Below are 17999 nucleotides of genomic sequence, written 5' to 3'. Positions count from 1 at the left end.
TTAAGTAGCGTTAAGTCAACTACTTCAAGTCCGTCCATCCGTCTGACAATGGAGTCCATCTGGAACTACGCGGGCAATACCATCATCAACCAGCACTCCGATATCAATAAAACCCACGATATCCTGCAGGATGAAAGCAAGTGCGAAATGATTGTCGTCATCGACAATTTCATGACCTCGTCAGCGAAGTATGCCGATATCGTGCTGCCGGACCTGATGACCGTCGAGCAGGAAGATATCATTCCTAACGATTATGCGGGAAATATGGGCTACCTGATTTTCCTCCAGCCCGTGACCGCGCCGAAGTTCGAGCGTAAGCCGATCTACTGGATCATGAGCGAAGTGGCGAAACGCCTCGGGCCGGATATCCATCAGAAATTCACCGAAGGACGCACGCAGGAACAGTGGCTGCAGTTCCTGTATGCCAAAATGCTCGCGAAAGATCCTCAGCTTCCGTCATATGACGAGCTGAAAAAAATGGGCATCTATAAGCGCAAAGATCCGAACGGACACTTCGTGGCCTATAAAAAATTCCGCGAGAACCCTGAAGCCAATCCGCTGAAAACGCCATCGGGCAAGATTGAAATTTACTCCAGCAAGCTGGCAGAGATTGCGGCCACCTGGGAGCTGGCAAAAGATGAGACCATCAGCCCTCTGCCCGTCTACGCATCGACCTTTGACGGCTGGGACGCACCCGAGCGCGCGCAGTTCCCGCTGCAGCTTTTCGGGTTCCACTTCAAAGCCCGTACCCACTCGAGCTACGGTAACGTCGACGTGCTGAAAGCGGCCTGCCGCCAGGAGGTGTGGCTTAATCCTGTCGATGCCGAAAAACGCGGCATTAAGAACGGCGATACGGTGCGCGTCTTTAATAGCCGCGGCGAGGTGCGAATTGAAGCGAAAGTCACGCCGCGCATCATGCCCGGCGTGAGCGCCATGGGCCAGGGCGCCTGGCACGATGCCAATATGAGTGGCGATCGTATCGACCACGGCTCCTGCATCAACACGCTGACGACCCATCGTCCTTCTCCGCTGGCAAAAGGCAACCCGCAGCACACCAATCTTGTGCAGATTGAGAAAGTGTAGAGGGTGAAACACGAGACCCTGGTTTATTCTGTGGTCAGTATTATCGGTTAACACAGTCGCGCGGGCGTCATCCGCGCGAGCAAGGAAGGTTTAATGAAAGACGTCTCACATAGTGAATCGTTCGCGTTCAGCGCCCGGGTGCTGGGCGCGCTGTTTTATTTCGCTCCGGACAGCGAGCAGGCCGCGCCGCTGGTGAAAGCGCTCACCGCTGGCGAATGGGTTCAGGACTGGCCTCTGCCTGCAGAAACGCTGCAGCCCGTTGCCGATACGTTTGCCTCATCTTCCGATGAGCCGCTGGCGGACGCCTGGCAACGGCTGTTTATTGGTCCGTATGCCCTGCCCGCTCCGCCGTGGGGTTCCGTCTGGCTGGACCGTGAGTCCGTATTGTTTGGCGACTCGACCCTCGCGCTGCGCCAGTGGATGCGTGAGAACAATATCGCGTTTGAGATGCAGCAGAATGAGCCGGAAGATCATTTTGGTACTTTGCTGCTGCTGGCGGCGTGGCTTGCCGAGAATGGCCGCGAAGCAGAGTGCGCTCAGCTTCTGGCGTGGCACCTGCTGCCGTGGAGCACCCGCTTCCTGTCGGTGTTTGTGGAAAACGCCGGGCATCCCTTTTATACCGCGCTGGGCAGACTTGCTCAGCTAACGCTCGCGGACTGGCGAGCCGGGCTGCTTATTCCGGTTGCGGAAAAAACGCTGTATCTCTAAGGGATGCGGCTTGCTCGCGGTTGGCGGGCAAGCCTTTAGCTTATACCTCGCTACCTGATTCACTCGCACTCTCTTTGCTTTGAATGAACCGAAGTGCCAGATAGAGGTCTGGCGCCAGAATCATGTCATCATCATTCATTGTTGGCCGGCTATCTTTAAACCAGCGCGTTAATTCCGTTTTTCTGCCCGCAAGGATTAACGTAATCTGTCGACCTTTCAGATCGCGCTTTAACTCATTTATGGTTGCCAGAACGCTGATGTCTGAATAGGTGAAGCAAGCAACGGCATCAATGACCACCCATTTAGGCTGTACTGCTGCACCATCAACCAGGTTCAATACCCGACGTTTAAAATAAGCCACGTTAAAATAGGTCAACGGTGAGTTAAATCGATACATCAGCACGCCCGGGACCATTTTAATATCGGTTGTATTACCTAATGAGTGAATCATGCCATCGTCGTCAGTTCCCAGTAAGTGCTCAGAGGGACGAAACACCGTACGCAGGAACTGTAACAGGCCAAGCAACACCGCAAGGCCGATCCCCTGGATAACGCCGATAATTAACACACAGCCAAACGTGAAAAAGGCCAGGCGAAATGCCTGTTTATTTCTACGCCTCAGGTTCCATAACCCGCGCAGATCAATTAATGACCAGGATGCGTACATCAAAACAATACCTAATGCAGATACCGGAATAAATTGTAATGGCTGAGTGAAAAACACCACTACGATACCGATGAGTAAGGCTGCGACGATGGAAACCAGCTGGCTTTTCCCACCCACTGAATCATTAACCGCGGTCCGGGAATCGGCTCCACTGATAGCAAACCCCTGAGATAATCCCGACATGAGGTTCGCAATCCCCAGCGCCCGGAACTCTGCATCAGCATTAATTTCATAGCCATTTTTCGCGGCGAAACTGCGGGCGGTCAGCATCAGGCTGACAAAACTGACCAACGCCAGGTTCAGCGCCGGGATCACTAAATCACGCATCGGACCGGGCTGGAACGCGCCCCAGTTAACGACGGGTAAACCAGGCTGGAAGCCTTCTCCCCCAATAGTGGCAATACCATACTGTTGTGCAGATGTCGCCCATACCAGTAGCGTTGTCATCACAATGGCAATCAACGGTGCTGGCCAGTGGCTGCGATACGTTTTGATCGCCATTAAAATAATTAACGTTAAAAGCGATATGCCAACGGTTAATAAATGGCTTTCTGAAAGACGGCCTGGCAAGGCCATTATTTTCTCAATAACCTGCGCTTCGTCGAGTTTTATCCCCAACACCTTGCCTAATTGCCCGACAATAATCGTCACGGCAACGCCATTAAGCAAACCCGTAAGGATTGGATGAGAAAGCAGATCGGCAAGTGCGCCCAGGCGGAATTTACTGGCAAGCAGGCACCACCCACCCATCATCAACGTCATGATAATGGTCAGCTGCCAGTGCAGTTCGGGATTACCTGCAGAAAGAGGAAACACGACGGCTGCAATCACCGCGCAGGTCGTGGCATCAGGGCCCACAATAAGCTGACGTGAAGAACCAAAGAGTGCATACGCTATCATCGGTAAAACGCAGGAATAGAGCCCCACTATTGCCCCAACACCCGCCAACTCAGCATAAGCAATAGCCACCGGAAGCGCGACAGCCGCAACGGATAAGCCAGCTTTAACATCATTTTTTAGCCAGCTTTTATCGTAGGCTAACAAAGTTTGTAAACCTGGCATGTAGTTTAACAATTGTTTTCCGAACACGTTGTTCTCCGGACAGGAATATTAGCCACGTCATGCTGGCACACTTCTCAGTGAGGTTCTGGCTTTCAAATGCTCCGGATTAAGGCCGCCACTATTCAGAATCTAATAACAGTTCAACTATTTATTATTCTGACTGGTGTTAAACATAGTTCAAAAACGACCGCTTGTGACTATTCTTCGCATGGGAACGTATCGGCTTCAGGAGAATAATGCTGACAAACGCATGCCAGCTTATGCCCGTCAGGATCGCGCAGATAGGCAACATAAAAATCGGGGCCGTACGCGGTTCGTGTCCCTGGCATGCCTTCACTCTTTCCTCCCGCAAGAAGGCCTGCTGCATGGAAACGTCTGACAAGCTCCGCGTTAGCTGCACGGAATGCGAACATGATCCCGTTTCCCGCCGTTGCGGGTTGTCGGTCAAAGGGAGGACAAATACAGAAGCTAAACCCCTCATCTGGATTATTTTCATCTCCCCACATTGCCCAGTCCTTGGTCCAGGCAGGCAAGCGTGAATAGCCAAGCACTTTAAAAATCGCGTCATAAAACGCCGCGGCGCGCTGAAGATCATTTGTACCTATAGTGATATAAGTCAGCATCTTGTCACATCCTCTTTGCCTTTTTCTGAACAGCGATTATACCTCAGAGGCTATGATTTTAGCGGCGGCAAAAAGGCTGATTTTCAATCGTGTAAGCGCTTGGGGTAAGGGTTCGCAGAACATGTTCTATCGTAATTTCAGCCCCCAATCCGTGACGTGAATATCTCGAGTTTTGGTATGTATGCTAAAATTTATCCAGCTGAAGATCGAAAATAGTCCTTATAATTTCAGTACGTTAGCTAAAGTGAGCGAATATGGATAATATTCCACATAAGCAGACAGATCGGAAAAGATGGCCCACATGGCTGTGGTGCGGAAGTTTTTATCTTTTTACGTTGCATTGCTCTGCAGATGAAATAAATCTGTATTCAATAAATACCGGCTCATACGTTTATCATCTGACGCATAATCGAGGACAATACACGGAGAACTTTGAAAATAAGTTCATATCCGTTGAGAGGAAATTCTCGCATACGTCGAAATACAGTCTTGTGCTAGGGACAATGAAAAACAGCTTTAATGACAGATGCCTGGCTGCCGGCGTAAGAAGAGACTGGGTTGGATGGGATAACGGTTGGGTTTTTAAAGGAATCTATGGCTATGTAGGTGAATTTTTCTTTGATACTTTCGATGATTGTGGTGACCATGGTTCATACCATGATTTTAAAAAAGCAACGGGGATAGGATTTTCGCCCTATATATATCATGGGTTCCAGTATAATTTTACGTCTTATTTTGGAATGGATGTGGGTATTATCATACCTTCCGTGTTTGTCATTACGGCACAATGGAGCTTTAGATAAATCCGTCAATGAGGTGTAGAACGGGCTGGAAATGCCGAAATGAACCGCTTCACCGTTGTCTCTTTCTGAAACCGGTACCTCTACCTGCATCTGCAGGTGAAGCCAGTCGGTCACCCTGTACTCCAGCCCGGGCACAATGATTGCCGAGCCTTTTATCTCGCCCATTCCTCGCAGCTCGTCGCTGTCGGAGCTGATGGAATCGCTGCTCACGTCTTAATCTTTACGGCCAACTCGATAGCTCAGCGCGGCGCTGTAGTCCAGGTTGCCGATGTTGTTGCCGTAACCGATCCCTCTCGTGGTGCCGATAAAAAAGCCGTTTGCCATGGCGTACTCCACCACCTGAGCCGCACTGACGCGGGTTTTATCGGAACCCGAGTAGCGCGGCGCGACGTCCACGCCGCCCCCCAGCGTTAAGACGTTACCCTGACTCTGTTCTGCCGCCAGCGCAGGCATGGCCAGTAACGCCAGAACGAAGCCCGGCACGAGGTTTTTCAGGCTGCGGCCCGAAAGTAAATGGGGGAACGTATGACGAAGTTCGATGTTTCTCATTAAAGAAGCCCTTTTGGATTCAAATGACGATGCATGCGGTTAACCGCCAGAACGCCCATTTTGAATACCGACCCTAAGGTTCTTATGAGCCGAAAATGAAGAAACACTGAAGCGCGAGCAGGCGCTGTAAACCGGGCTGGTTTCCTGATACCGTTTTTTTCTTAAGATGTTCTTCATTCACGGTTGATACAGTTGCCAGTGTGAAAATTTTACTAATCGAAGACGACCTGGATCTCGGCAACGGCGTACGTATCGCCCTCTCGGATCAAGGATTTGACGTCATATGGGTACGCCGCAAAGAGGATGCGCTGCATCAGCTGGACGTCTGCGTGCCGGAACTTATTTTGCTCGACCTGGGGCTGCCCGACGGCGACGGCATGAGCCTGATGGCGCGTTTGCGCCAGCAGCTCAAGGGGATCCCGGTCATCATCCTGACGGCGCGAGGTACGCTGCAGGATCGCCTGTGCGGGCTGGATGCCGGTGCGGACGACAAATCCCCTCACTCTGACGTGGAGGTCACCCTCTTCACGCCAGCCAGCGGCTGGAACTTCTTTATCTATCTGAACTCACGCGGTTACTACATCCTGCCGCTGCTGGTCTGCTTCCCTTTTCTTCTGTTTCCCGCGTGGCTGTCAATCCGCATTGCGATGCGCCCCTGGAACAAGGTGGTCAATGAAATTACGCTACGCACGCCTGACGATCTCTCCCCTTTAAAAGCCGTTCCCGGACACAGGGAGCTTCGCCAGATGGTGGATGCGATCAATGACTTCCTTGCCAGAGTGCGTGAAAGCGCGGAAAGGGAACGGGTTTTCATTGCGGATGCCGCGCACGAGCTGCGTACCCCCCTCGCGGCGATGCGCATCAACGTGGAAGCGCTGCAGTCCTGGGTCATTAGCGAGAGCCAGCAGGAGCTGCTTGCGGGGGTGATTCGCAGCAACAGCCGGGCAGCGCGTCTCGTCAACCAGCTGCTTCTGATGATGCACAGCGAAGCGCGCATTGATACGGAAATGGAGACCGTGCCGCTGACGACGCTCATCCAGGAGCGAATGGCCGAGCTGGAACCGCTGGCCTCTGCGCGCAGGATAGAACTGGAATTCTTCGCCGAGGATGACATCTGGATCCCCGGCGTCAGGGAACGCCTGGTGTCGCTTATTGATAACCTCATTGAGAACGCCGTGAAGTACAGTCCCGAGGGCGGGCGGATTCAGGTCGACGTCTGCACATCAGATGGCTTCGCGCGGCTTCGCGTTTCAGATGCAGGGCCCGGTATTCCGGTTGAACTCCGGGAGCGTGTGTTCGACCGGTTTTTCCGCGACCCCAATCAGGTGCAAAGCGGGAGCGGGCTGGGTCTTGCCATCGTCAAAGCGGTGGCGCAGCAACACAACAGCAGCGTAAACCTGAGTACTTCCGCTGAAGGTGGCCTGATGGTGACGGTTGACTTCCCGAACCGCACGTTTTGCTAAATCAGAACAGGGGGTTCGATCGCAAATGCCGCAGATTGCTTCAAAATAATTACCGTATTTGTTATATTGTTGTTTATTGCTTATTCACCTCTGCGGTGCCAAAAAGAACAAGATTCACCGCAACCCAGGACAGAGAAATGTTAGATTACCGCTTCCCGACAGCTTTGCAGATGGTTCTCAGCGTAGCGATGGCGGAGCAATTGGGTGAACGTTCTACGAGTGCGATTCTGGCCTACGGCCTGGAAGCGAACCCGAGCTTCATCCGCAAATTGATGGTTCCGCTGACGCGTGACGGCATTATCGTCTCAACGCTTGGCCGTAACGGCTCAATTCATCTTGGTCGCCCGCCGGAAGAGATCACCCTGCGCGACATCTACCTTTCGGTTATCGAAGATAAAAAGCTGTGGGCGTCGCGCCCTGACGTGCCGGCCCGCTGCGTGGTCAGCGCTAACGCCTGCTGGTACTTCAAATCGATATCCGAAGAAGCCGAGGAGGCTTCGTTAGCGGTACTGGCCCGCCATACCGTGGCAAGCGCCCTCGACGCGGTCAAAAACGCCGACAGCAGCGGATGGGATCCGCTCCCCGACCTTATTGCCCAGTATCAAAAAACGTCGTAACGATCTTGCTGGCTGGCGCTGCGCTTACCCGGCCCATATTCAGATGTAAAAAAAAACCGCCTTCACAATGAAGGCGGTTTTTTATTATCTGCAGCATTCCTACGCGGGCAGAACGTCCCTTTCCTCTTTTTTCCCGCGCGTCACGAATTTACGCAGCGTCACGTAAAACACCGGCGTCAGGAACAGACCAAACAGCGTCACGCCCAGCATCCCGGAGAAGACCGTGATCCCGGTGACGCCGCGCACTTCTGCGCCCGCGCCGTGGCCGAGGATCAGCGGAATAGTCCCGGCAATAAAGGCGATGGAGGTCATCACAATCGGACGTAAACGCAGGCGGCACGCCTCCAGCGCGGCTTCCATAATGCCTTTGCCCTGAATTTCCAGCTCGCGGGCAAACTCCACGATAAGAATCGCGTTTTTACACGCCAGCCCCATCAGCACCACCAGCCCCACCTGCACGAAGACGTTGTTATCGCCACCGGTCAGCCAGACGCCAAACAGCGCGGAGAGCATGGTCATCGGCACGATAAGGATCACCGCCAGCGGCAGCGTCCAGCTTTCATACAGCGCCGCCAGGACCAGGAACGCCAGCAGCACCGCGACCGGGAAGACGATCAGCGCCGTGTTGCCCTGCGTCGCCTGCTGGAAGCTCAGGTCCGTCCATTCAATGTTCATCCCGTTTGGCAGGATCTGCTTAGACATGGCGTCCAGCTGCGTCATCGCCTGCGCAGACGAAAGCACGCGCGGGTCGGCATCGCCAATCAGATCTGCCGCCGGGTAGCCGTTGTAGCGGATCACCGGATCCGGGCCGTAGGTGGTCGTGATTTTCACCATGCTGCCAATCGGCACCATTTCGCCCTGGCTATTACGGGTGCGCAGATTCGCAATATCTTCCACGCTGTCGCGGAACTGTCCGTCGGCCTGCGCCATCACGCGCCAGGTACGGCCGAACTGGTTGAAGTCGTTCACGTACGACGAGCCAAGATAGGTTTGCAGCGTACCGAAAAGATCGGTCAGCAATACGCCCTGCGCTTTCGCCTTATCACGGTCTACCTGCACGTCCAGCTGCGGAACGTTAGCCTGGTAGGTTGAGATCGGGAAGTGCATTCCCGGCGTCTGCATAATCGCACCGGACATGGTGTTCACCGCATTTTGCAGCGCGCCATACCCCAGACCGCCGCGATCCTGAATGTACAGGGAATAGCCCGACCCCTGACCCAGCCCTAAAATCGGCGGTGGCAGAATGGAGAAGCCAAAACCTTCCTGAATTTGCGCGATTTTCGCGTTGATCTCAGCGTTAATTTCCGCCGCAGTATGTTTGCGCTGATCGAACGGCTTCAGGCCAAAGAAGACCGTCCCGGTATTCGGCGTGTTGGTGAACTGCAGCGCGTTCAGCCCCGGGAACGCAACCGCGTAGTCCACGCCTTCGGTATTCATCCCGATTTCGCTCATTTTGCGGATCACCGCGTCGGTGCGCGCCAGCGAAGAACCTTCCGGCATCTTCACGCCGCCAATCAGGTACAGCTTATCCTGTGTCGGAATAAACCCGCCGGGAACCGCTTTAAACATCACGCCAGCGGCACAGAGCAGCAGCAGATACACCACAAATACCGAGCCGCGTCGTCCCAGCGTTTTGCCCACCAGCCCCTGATAGCCGTTCGAGCTGCGGTGGAAAAAGCGGTTAAACGGACGGAAAATCCAGCCGAACAGACGATCGATAAGCCGGGTCGGGAAATCCTTCGGCGCGCCGTGCGGTTTTAACAGCAGTGCCGCCAGCGCCGGAGAGAGCGTCAGCGAGTTAATAGCGGAGATGACCGTGGAAATCGCGATCGTCACCGCAAACTGCTTGTAGAACTGCCCGGTCACGCCCGAGAGGAACGCCATCGGAACAAACACCGCGCACAGCACCAGCGCAATCGCGATAATCGGCCCGGACACTTCGCGCATCGCCTGATGCGCCGCCGCAAGCGGCGCAAGCCCCTCTTCTATGTTTCGCTCGACGTTTTCCACCACCACGATGGCGTCGTCCACCACGATACCGATGGCCAGCACCAGCCCGAACAAGCTCAGGGTGTTCAGCGAGAAGCCGAGCAGGTAGAGAATGCTGAAGGTACCCACCACCGAAACCGGCACCGCGATCAGCGGAATGATCGACGCGCGCCAGGTTTGCAGGAACAGGATCACCACCAGCACTACCAGCACCACCGCTTCCAGCAGCGTTTGCACGACCGCACGGATGGAGTCGCGCACGAAAACGGTTGGATCGTAAGGTGCCGCCCACTTCATATCTGCCGGGAAGCGCGTGGACAGTTCGTCCATTTTCGCGCGCACCGCGTTAGACAAATCAATGGCGTTCGCCCCCGGCGACTGGAAGATACCAATCCCGACCGCGTCTTTATTGTTCAGCTGGGAACGCAGCGCATAGCTGCCGGACCCCATTTCGATACGCGCCACATCGCGCAGGCGGACGACCGTACCGTCCTGCGTCGTTTTCAGGACAATATTGCCGAACTCTTCTTCGGTATGCAGACGCCCTTGGGCGTTAATGGAGATCAGGAAATCGCTCTTTTTCGGCAGCGGCTCGGCGCCAAGCTGCCCGGCGGACACCTGCACGTTCTGCTCCTGCATCGCCGTGACCACGTCCGACGCGGTCAGCCCGCGGGCCGCCACCTTGTTGGGATCCAGCCAGACGCGCATCGCGTACTCGCCCGAGCCGAAAATCTGGATCTGGCCGACGCCGGGCAGGCGCGCCAGCTCGTCCTTCACCTTCAGCGTGGCGTAGTTACGCATATACAGGGAGTCGTACTTACCGTTGGGCGAAAACAGATGCACCACCAGCGTTAGCGTCGGGGACTGTTTCTGGGTGGTAATCCCCAAACGCCGCACGTCTTCCGGCAGACGCGCTTCGGCCTGCGCGACGCGGTTTTGCACCTGCACCTGCGCCTGATCCGGATCGGTACCCGGACGGAAGGTGACGGTGGTGACCAGCACGCCGTCGGAGCCCGCGACGGACTTCATGTACATCATGTTCTCAACGCCGTTGATCGCCTCTTCAAGCGGCGTCGCCACGGTCTCGGCAATCACTTTCGGGTTAGCGCCCGGGTACTCCGCGCGCACCTGCACGCTTGGCGGCACGACGTCAGGATATTCGCTCACCGGCAGCAGCGGGATGGCGATTAACCCTGTGATAAAAATCAGAATCGACAGCACCGCGGCAAAAATCGGCCTGTCGATGAAAAAGCGGGAAAAGTCCATGGGTAGGATTCTCAGGTCAAGGGATCAGTTGAGGGCGCTGGTGGCGGTCATGGCAACGGTTTTCGCGTTAACCGGCATCCCCGGCATAAACACTTTTTGTAAACCCTCGACGATGACTTTATCGCCAGGGTTCAGCCCCTGCCGCACGATGCGTAAACCGTCTGCCAGACGGCCCGGCGTGATGTCGCGGCGCTGCGCTTTCCCCTCTTTATCGACGATATAGACGTACTTACGATCCTGATCGGTCAGCACAGCTTTGTCGTCGATAAGCGTGGCTTTGAACTCCGCGCTGCCCGGCAGGCGTACGCGGGCAAAAAGTCCCGGCGTGAACTGACGCTGCGCGTTATCCAGCAGCGCGCGCATACGGATGGTGCCGGTACTCGGCGTCAGCTGGTTATCCAGGAAGTCCACTTTGCCCTGGTGGGGATATCCCTCCTCGCCCGTCAGGCCAATCTCAACCGGAAGCGCCGTGTGATTGCTGGAAGCCCCCTGCCCGCTGCGGGCCAGATTCTGGTAGTGAAGATAGGTCGACTCGTCCACGTCAAAGTAGACGTAAACCGTTTTCTGCGAGACCAGCGTGGTGAGGACGCTGGCGGTGTCACCCGCCGTCACCAGGTTTCCGCTGGTGATCAGCGCCCGGCTGGCGCGACCGTCGATAGGCGCGGTGACTTTGGTGAAGTCCAGGTTGAGCTGCGCGGCGTCAACCGCCGCCTGCGCGGCACGAATATCGGCCTGCGCCTGAGTGGCGGCCGAACGACGCTGCTCCCACTCTTCGCGGGAGACAACGTTGGTATTGACCAGCTTATCGGTACGATTAGCCTCACTTTGCGCCAGGCTGGCCTGCGTTTTAGCTCTCGCCAGGTTCGCCTGCGCCTGTTCCAGCGCCGCGCCATAGGTTCGGTCATCAATCGTGAACAGCACCTCGCCCTTCTTCACTTCCTGGCCGTCGGTGTAATTCACTTTATCAATGTAGCCGGAAACGCGCGGACGGAGCTGAACGCTCTCCACCGCTTCAATCCGGCCATTAAAGCTATCCCACTGGCTAATGGATTTCACCACCACGTCAGCAGCGCTGACGGCGGGCGCAGGCGGCGCGGCGTTTTGCGCGACGCTGTTATCGCATCCGACAAGCAGCACGGAGAGCAACATGACCCCCAGCGCGTTCAGATGAAAGTTACCCCAGGTTTTTTGCAGGCTCATTATTTTTATTCCGGTAGTTGTCGCCGCCGGGCAAGACGCAGCAGGAGGCACTGCGCCACTTCCTTTGTCCGGTGGCTATCTCAAGGCCATTTGTGTCGTTCATCGCCACAAAACTGTAACAGTTGCGAATACACTATCGCGGCGATTGTAGGAAGGCGCTTAACTAAGTGCAAGAATAATTGTTGCACTTTATGTGCTATTTGAGCGGATGTGAAAAGACCCGTTTCGGTCAGGGATTTAAATGCAACAATAAAACTTGCAATTAATACAAAAAAGCGCCACCTTTTAATGCAACAGACAAAGATACTTTTTGACAGGCAGCGTGGGAGTAACCAGATGAACACTGGCGCATTTATGCATGATTTACTCGACTGGATCGACAACAACCTGGATAGCCGTCTGGACATTGAGTCCGTCGCCAGGCGGTCCGGCTACTCAAAATGGCACCTCCAGCGCCTCTTCAAAGAGCATACGGGCTATCCCCTCGCCGGGTATATTCGCGCGCAAAAGCTGCAAAAATCGGTTGAGCGCTTAACCCGCAGCGATGAGCCTATTCTAAACGTGGCGATCGCGCTGGGCTTCGACTCCCAGCAGTCCTTCAACCGCAGCTTTAAGCGTCAGTATGGTCAGGCGCCTGGGGCATGGCGGCGGAGTATGGGTGGCCCGGAAACACAGCAGCTTCGCCAGTAATGCATATTTTGCTGCAACATCGATCTGTTGCTGCTATACTGTATATAAATACAGTATAGCGAGGTGCACGATGGCTGTTGAAACAAAATTTGTTGTCGTAAGAAAAGGTGAAGAGAAAATGACATTTGCCAGTAAGAAAGAGGCTGACGCTCACGACAAGCTGCTGGATATGGCAGACGCGTTCACCGACTGGCTGTTGCAAAGCGGAATGCAGATGGATGAAACGCAGGCTGAAAATCTTGGCCTGTATCTCGCCGAGCAGAAAGAAACAGTGCAGCATATTCTGCGTACCAGCAAGCTTCCCGATCTCAATGCTCCAGCTGCAACGGATAAAACAGAATCCGATGCGGCTGACACGAAAAAAATCAGGGCTGTGAAAGCGGCCTGATCGTCAGACAATCATCACGATCCGGAAGCCGTAAGCAGTAATTTGCTTACGGCTTTTTTAGTCAGAACATGATTTTGCTAATAAAAATGACGATCCTGAACTGCTTATGGAAGTGGCCCACTGGTGGATTATGGAGATGAAGCTGGACCATTTTGAAAAGACAGAAAAGATCAAAAAAATTTGTTAGCCATATAGCGCCTGTGTTTAAAACAGCGTGAAAATTTGCTTAGTGACAGAAGCAACCTGTCTAAAAATTCCGTCAAAAAATCAGAACAAATAGCTGTAGTTCACGCTGGCAAACCACAGGTACGGATTATCATAGCTTCCCTTAAATTGTTCCGGTGTTTTCACGCGTGAGGACTGCATATGCAAATACGAGACGGCAAATCCAATGTTGCTTTGTGGCGTCATCTGGTACTGAGCGCCTGTCGCAAATCGCCACTCGTCGCCGGTGGGTAATGAAAGTGCAACATCATTCTGAGACTGGTATACGGTACTGTCAAACGCCACGCCTGCATTTAAGCGCCACAATTCTGTTGGGCGATACTGTAACCCCAGCGCAGTATGCCAGGAGTCTTTAAGCCGGTTTTTTCGTTCGGCATCTTGCCCAGCGACAGTGACCTGCGGACTGCCAAATTGGCTCCAGTCCTGCCAGCCCAGGTCCCCCATGATCGACCACGTTTTATTGAAATCATGTACCAGACTCAACATAACTTGCTGAGGTGCCCTGACCTGCGCAGAAATGGGAATGTCATATTCAACGTTGGGTAAATTTGGGAAGCGGACTTTGCCATCAATATTAAAGTCATATTCCGTTTTACTGGTCCACGCAATGCCCGCTCGCGTTTGATCGGTGAGCGCCATCAGTAAGCCCAGACGGTAGCTCAACGCCCAGTCATGATCGTTTTCTTTGACATCTTCATTGTCGACATCGCGTGTAAGTGAAAGGAATCCGTAATTCACATTGACGGAACCGCCAACGGACACCCGCCCGCTCAGCTTGTAGGCTAAGGATGGACTTAGGGTCATCGCGACCATTGTACTTTTTTTGATAAGCCGATCGCCGGCCCAATTACCAAAATCAATACCCAGCCCATAGTTCCCATATAAACCCACACCAGCATACAACGCATCATCGAGTTTCTGCGTGTAAAAGGCACTCGCATTTGGAAAAAATCGCATGATATCACCGGGACTTTTACGGCCCGAATCATCATCAAGGTGATAAGAAATATCCCCGTCCATTGCCTGTAATCCGCCGGTAAACATATGTTCAGGCAACCGCGTCATTCCCGCCGGGTTGGTCACTATCGTGGATGCGTCCTGAGCACGGGCAGCCTGACCAGCACCGGCAAGCGCGGTATCTTCAGACCCAATCTCATAGAAATAGAGTGCGCTGGCCTGGGTTGCCTGCGAAAAAAACAGTACAAGATAAAACAATGTCGATTTTCTCATGTGCCCTCTGCCTGCGATTAAATACCCGTTCTATTTTTCCCGTTCAGGTGCGACTGCCGGAGCGGGATACCAGTTCTCTCTAGCGACCATGACGCTTCCTTCTGGCTGCATAACAAAGTTTGGCGACATGATCTGCACATTAAATTCGTTAAAGACATCCTGAATATTGCTGAACAGCGCATTGCGCGCGATAGCCAGTGACTGCTCGGGTAGCAGCCTGACCTGAAGCTCATAGGCTATATACCAGTCCATAAGTGCCAGCTGACGCACAAGCGGCGCGGTCGTAAGATCCACACACGCTGTCCGCTTTGCGGCGAGCTCAAGCATGGCATGAAGTCGCCAGGGTGTGTCGTAGCCAATGGTGACGCTTACGGTTAGATTGAGGCTGCCATCATTATTTTGTGCGCTGAGGTTTGTTATCTTGCCACTCACCACGACAGCATTGGGTACGGTAACGACATAGTTTTCACGCGTGATAATTTTGGTGGCGAGCATACCGATTTCACTCACCTTCCCTTCGTTGTCCGCGACCCGGATGACGTCACCTTTGCGCAGAGCGCGCGAATAAATCAGTACGAGACCGCTCATGGCGTGATTCATCACGCCGGCAGATCCCAACGTCAGCATCAGACCAAAGAAGACGCTTATGCCCTTAAAGGCCAGTGAATTTGCGCCGGGAAGAAACGGGTAGGCTGCAGAAAGAGCAAATAACCACACAACAACAGAGAGCAGTTTTCTGGTTGCTCCGACGGTTTCAGGATGCAGTCCCGGAAAATGTAACCGCCCCGCTTCTACCTGATTGAGTACTATCTTCAATAATTTAAGTATAGTGGCCGTGATGATGAAAATAATGAGAACGATCAGCAAACCCGGTAAAGCTGAGACGATGGATAAGAAAATCTGACGAACGACGCGCAGAGACCAGTCACCCAACGATGTCGCCCAAACCCGCGTCCAGGGAAATAGGCTAAACGCCCAGCTAAGCCATACATAGAAAGCTAATATGCCCAGCAATATCATTAGCAAGGCGTACAAGCGGGCTTCTACAGGGCCGAGATAACGTCGCCAGTTTTTTGGGATCCATCCTCGATTTTCAGCGATCAGACGGCGACAATATCGCTTCACCCTACGCCAGGAACGCCACGCGACCCAGGCAAGCAATACAAAGGCCGCCAGCCCCACCACAGTTTTCACTGTGGCAAGCACAAGCCATCCGGTGTCATATTGATCGTGAAGCGCTTTACGTTGCGCCTCCATTCGCGTAAGCACGCGTTGCGCGGCCTGATCCAGCGTCAGGTCGTCACCTTCATCAAGATCCGCCTGCCTCAGCAGCATTAGCGGCTTGCCATTCATCACGAAAAGTTTGCCCTGCTGGTTATAACGTGTGACGGCGACAATTTTAATCGGTTCGCGGACATCTGCCTGAGTAAAATTACGCAGCGTATTGCGGATGCGTAAAACGCGTTCTTCTGGCGTTGTCAGGCCGAACTTAGCCTGAAGCATCACGATGGGGGTATGGAAGATATAGAGCGTGCGTGCTTTCTCCTGCTCCGTCGGTTCCTGTCGGGGTTCAGCAGCAAAGGTACTAAACACTAAAAGGGATATGATACACGTTAAAAAAGTAAGCACTCTCTTATTCATACCCGGCACCGAGTAGCGTGAAATTATCAGTTCTTTTACTCTGCCACCCGAGCGGCAGACGCACGATTTTCTGAGCATAGACCAGCGGTTCAGATCTGCAATATTCCTGTAAGCACCACTTCTTTCATTCAGAAAGAAGAAAATTTTCATTTCGCAAATTTATTAATAAATAAATCTAAAGATTACAAATTTGCAACGTTAACTATCCTTAAATGGCATTCGACATTTTCAGTGCCAGACGTGAATGTCCTCTAAGTACTAACGACATTCACAACCGGCATTTCTGCTAATTAATTCAGGAATATGCCATGAAAGTTCACGTAATAACCTCTGCTGTATTACTGGCATTGGCGTTTTCTCAGCCGGTATTCGCGGCCGATGCGCCTTTATCGCCGTTGATGAAACAACTCAACAACGGCAACTGGCTGGCACCGGATGAGGCGCAGACGCTCAGCGACGAGCTGTATTATCAGGATGCTATTCAGGCATACATTCAAACCTTGCCCCTTCTGAATACCATCGGTTTGCGTGATGGCTCTGAGGCCGCGTTTGGCAAAGGATATAATGTCCTGCCGATCTGGAAAGAGCGCATGGACAGCCGCGCCGTCGTGCCGACGCCAAACGGGGATGTCATTTATTCCATGAGTTACCTGGATCTGAAAGAAACAGGTCCACTGGTGATAAAAGCACCGGCAAACGTCATCGGCATGTTCACCGATTTCTTTCAGAAAACCATTACCGACGTAGGTGCTATAGGCCCGGACCGAGCCAGAGGTGGTTTATATTTGCTGTTACCGCCTGATTATGAAGGCCCGGTGCCTCAGGGTTACTACGCATTTAAATCATCGACTTATAACGTATTCTTGTTCTTCAGGACCATAATGGGAAAAGGTGACGGTAAGCCTGACCCGGTTCCTGCGGTAAAAAATGCCGAAACGACGCGTATTTATCCGCTCTGGGATGTAGAGAAAGAGGTCAAGCCGATGCAGTTCCCGGACGCCAGCGGCAAGCGCGTCAATATGATGTATCCCACCGACGCCAGTTACTGGCAGAAACTCAAAGCCTTCGTCGATTACGAGCCTCTAACGGCGATTCCGGAGGAGACACGAAGCGCATTGTTAAGTATCGGGATGGTTAAAGGGAAACCTTTCGCGCCGACAGCGAAGCAGCAGGAAATGCTCAACAAAGCGGTCGTCACAGCGCCTCGCATGATTCTGGCTCGCCGACAGGTTGGACGTGATGACCAGCGGCAGCTTTACTACAAAGACAGGCAGTGGGAAACCTCATGGGCGGGTGCAACAGCAGAATGGATGCAATACGGCACGCTTGATGCTAACCAACGTGCAGCCTTCTTCCAGATTGCCTATTCCAGCGCGGCCGCAATGGTAATGCATACCACCGGGGCGGGGTCGAAATATCCTTTCGCGACCAAAGACAATTCCGGTAAATTCCTGAACGGCAGCAATACCTACAAACTGCATCTGCCACCAAATCCGCCAGCTGCGCTGTTCTGGGCGGTAACGGCCTACAACATCACCGATGGCACTATGCCTGAAACAGATCAGTTACTTCCTTCCACCAATGGTTACTACAACATCCCGAAAAACAATGACGGCTCAATCGATCTCTGGTTTGGCCCAAACAAACCTGACGGCGTAGAGGACAGTGCGTTTATTAAAACCGTTCCTGACCGTAATTTCCTCGTTGCCCTTCGCCTGTATGGTACAGAAGACGGTTTCTACGATCAGACTTGGGTACCTGACGATCTGGTTCAGACCAACAAATAATTGAGAGA

At 53.4% G+C, this 17999-nt stretch carries 13 protein-coding genes and 3 pseudogenes; 9 read left to right on the top strand and 7 right to left on the bottom strand.

Going from position 1 to position 17999, the window contains the following annotated elements:
• Window positions 1-57: 57 nt before the first annotated feature.
• Window positions 58-1083: pseudogene (locus tag WM95_RS11365) on the top strand (molybdopterin dinucleotide binding domain-containing protein); the annotation flags it as partial.
• Window positions 1084-1176: 93 nt separating this feature from the next.
• The gene (gene dmsD, locus WM95_RS11360; RefSeq protein WP_063408720.1) at window positions 1177-1791 is read left to right on the top strand and encodes a Tat proofreading chaperone DmsD; all 615 of its coding nucleotides are present in this window, start codon (window positions 1177-1179) and stop codon (window positions 1789-1791) included.
• Window positions 1792-1831: 40 nt separating this feature from the next.
• Here dmsD and WM95_RS11355 read toward each other — a convergent pair whose 3' ends face one another.
• On the bottom strand, window positions 1832-3547 hold the full coding sequence (locus WM95_RS11355; RefSeq protein WP_063408721.1) for a SulP family inorganic anion transporter: 1716 nt from the start codon (window positions 3545-3547) through the stop codon (window positions 1832-1834).
• 170 nt (window positions 3548-3717) lie between these two features.
• Window positions 3718-4143: a VOC family protein gene (locus WM95_RS11350; RefSeq protein ID WP_063408722.1), complete on the bottom strand. Its 426-nt coding sequence runs from the start codon at window positions 4141-4143 to the stop codon at window positions 3718-3720.
• Window positions 4144-4397: 254 nt separating this feature from the next.
• Between WM95_RS11350 and WM95_RS11345 the strand changes: the two genes are divergently transcribed.
• Window positions 4398-4946 carry a hypothetical protein gene (locus WM95_RS11345; protein WP_231106823.1) on the top strand — a complete coding sequence of 183 codons (549 nt, stop codon included), beginning with the start codon at window positions 4398-4400 and terminating at the stop codon, window positions 4944-4946.
• Between the two features lie 9 nt (window positions 4947-4955).
• Here the strand turns inward: WM95_RS11345 and WM95_RS11340 are convergent.
• Window positions 4956-5495 (bottom strand): annotated as a pseudogene (locus tag WM95_RS11340) (MipA/OmpV family protein); the annotation flags it as partial.
• 200 nt (window positions 5496-5695) lie between these two features.
• Between WM95_RS11340 and WM95_RS11335 the strand changes: the two are divergent.
• Both WM95_RS11335 and WM95_RS11330 read left to right on the top strand, forming a co-directional pair.
• Window positions 5696-6958: a hybrid sensor histidine kinase/response regulator gene (locus WM95_RS11335; protein WP_088544777.1), complete on the top strand. Its 1263-nt coding sequence runs from the start codon at window positions 5696-5698 to the stop codon at window positions 6956-6958.
• 137 nt (window positions 6959-7095) lie between these two features.
• Window positions 7096-7575: an RrF2 family transcriptional regulator gene (locus WM95_RS11330; protein ID WP_047174831.1), complete on the top strand. Its 480-nt coding sequence runs from the start codon at window positions 7096-7098 to the stop codon at window positions 7573-7575.
• 99 nt (window positions 7576-7674) lie between these two features.
• On the opposite strand, the gene oqxB is transcribed toward WM95_RS11330, so the two are convergent.
• Both oqxB and WM95_RS11320 read right to left on the bottom strand, forming a co-directional pair.
• Window positions 7675-10830, bottom strand: a complete 3156-nt coding sequence (gene oqxB / locus WM95_RS11325) for a multidrug efflux RND transporter permease subunit OqxB (RefSeq protein ID WP_088544776.1) — start codon at window positions 10828-10830, stop codon at window positions 7675-7677.
• A 24-nt stretch (window positions 10831-10854) separates the two neighbouring features.
• Window positions 10855-12030: an efflux RND transporter periplasmic adaptor subunit gene (locus WM95_RS11320; protein ID WP_063408724.1), complete on the bottom strand. Its 1176-nt coding sequence runs from the start codon at window positions 12028-12030 to the stop codon at window positions 10855-10857.
• A gap of 336 nt (window positions 12031-12366) precedes the next feature.
• Between WM95_RS11320 and WM95_RS11315 the strand changes: the two genes are divergently transcribed.
• From WM95_RS11315 to WM95_RS27520, 3 genes and pseudogenes are all read left to right on the top strand, one after another.
• Entirely contained in the window at window positions 12367-12720 is a 354-nt protein-coding gene (locus WM95_RS11315) for a helix-turn-helix domain-containing protein (protein ID WP_023311528.1), read from the top strand.
• Window positions 12721-12790: 70 nt separating this feature from the next.
• Entirely contained in the window at window positions 12791-13108 is a 318-nt protein-coding gene (locus WM95_RS11310) for a YebG family protein (RefSeq protein ID WP_032657529.1), read from the top strand.
• A gap of 73 nt (window positions 13109-13181) precedes the next feature.
• Window positions 13182-13295: pseudogene (locus tag WM95_RS27520) on the top strand (DUF6500 family protein); the annotation flags it as partial.
• An 80-nt stretch (window positions 13296-13375) separates the two neighbouring features.
• On the opposite strand, the gene WM95_RS11300 reads toward WM95_RS27520, so the two are convergent.
• Both WM95_RS11300 and WM95_RS11295 read right to left on the bottom strand, forming a co-directional pair.
• Window positions 13376-14563: an OmpP1/FadL family transporter gene (locus WM95_RS11300; protein WP_063408725.1), complete on the bottom strand. Its 1188-nt coding sequence runs from the start codon at window positions 14561-14563 to the stop codon at window positions 13376-13378.
• A gap of 30 nt (window positions 14564-14593) precedes the next feature.
• Window positions 14594-16204: a mechanosensitive ion channel family protein gene (locus tag WM95_RS11295; protein WP_088545037.1), complete on the bottom strand. Its 1611-nt coding sequence runs from the start codon at window positions 16202-16204 to the stop codon at window positions 14594-14596.
• Window positions 16205-16512: 308 nt separating this feature from the next.
• Here WM95_RS11295 and WM95_RS11290 point away from each other — a divergent pair, with 308 nt between their 5' ends.
• On the top strand, window positions 16513-17991 hold the full coding sequence (locus WM95_RS11290) for a DUF1254 domain-containing protein (RefSeq protein WP_063408726.1): 1479 nt from the start codon (window positions 16513-16515) through the stop codon (window positions 17989-17991).
• Window positions 17992-17999 lie beyond the last annotated feature (8 nt).

This window comes from Enterobacter cloacae complex sp. ECNIH7 (genome assembly GCF_002208095.1).
GTDB lineage: Bacteria > Pseudomonadota > Gammaproteobacteria > Enterobacterales > Enterobacteriaceae > Enterobacter > Enterobacter cloacae_M.
The sequence above is the reverse complement of the archived record's forward strand: the minus strand, read 5'-3'. Positions and strand labels throughout refer to the sequence as shown.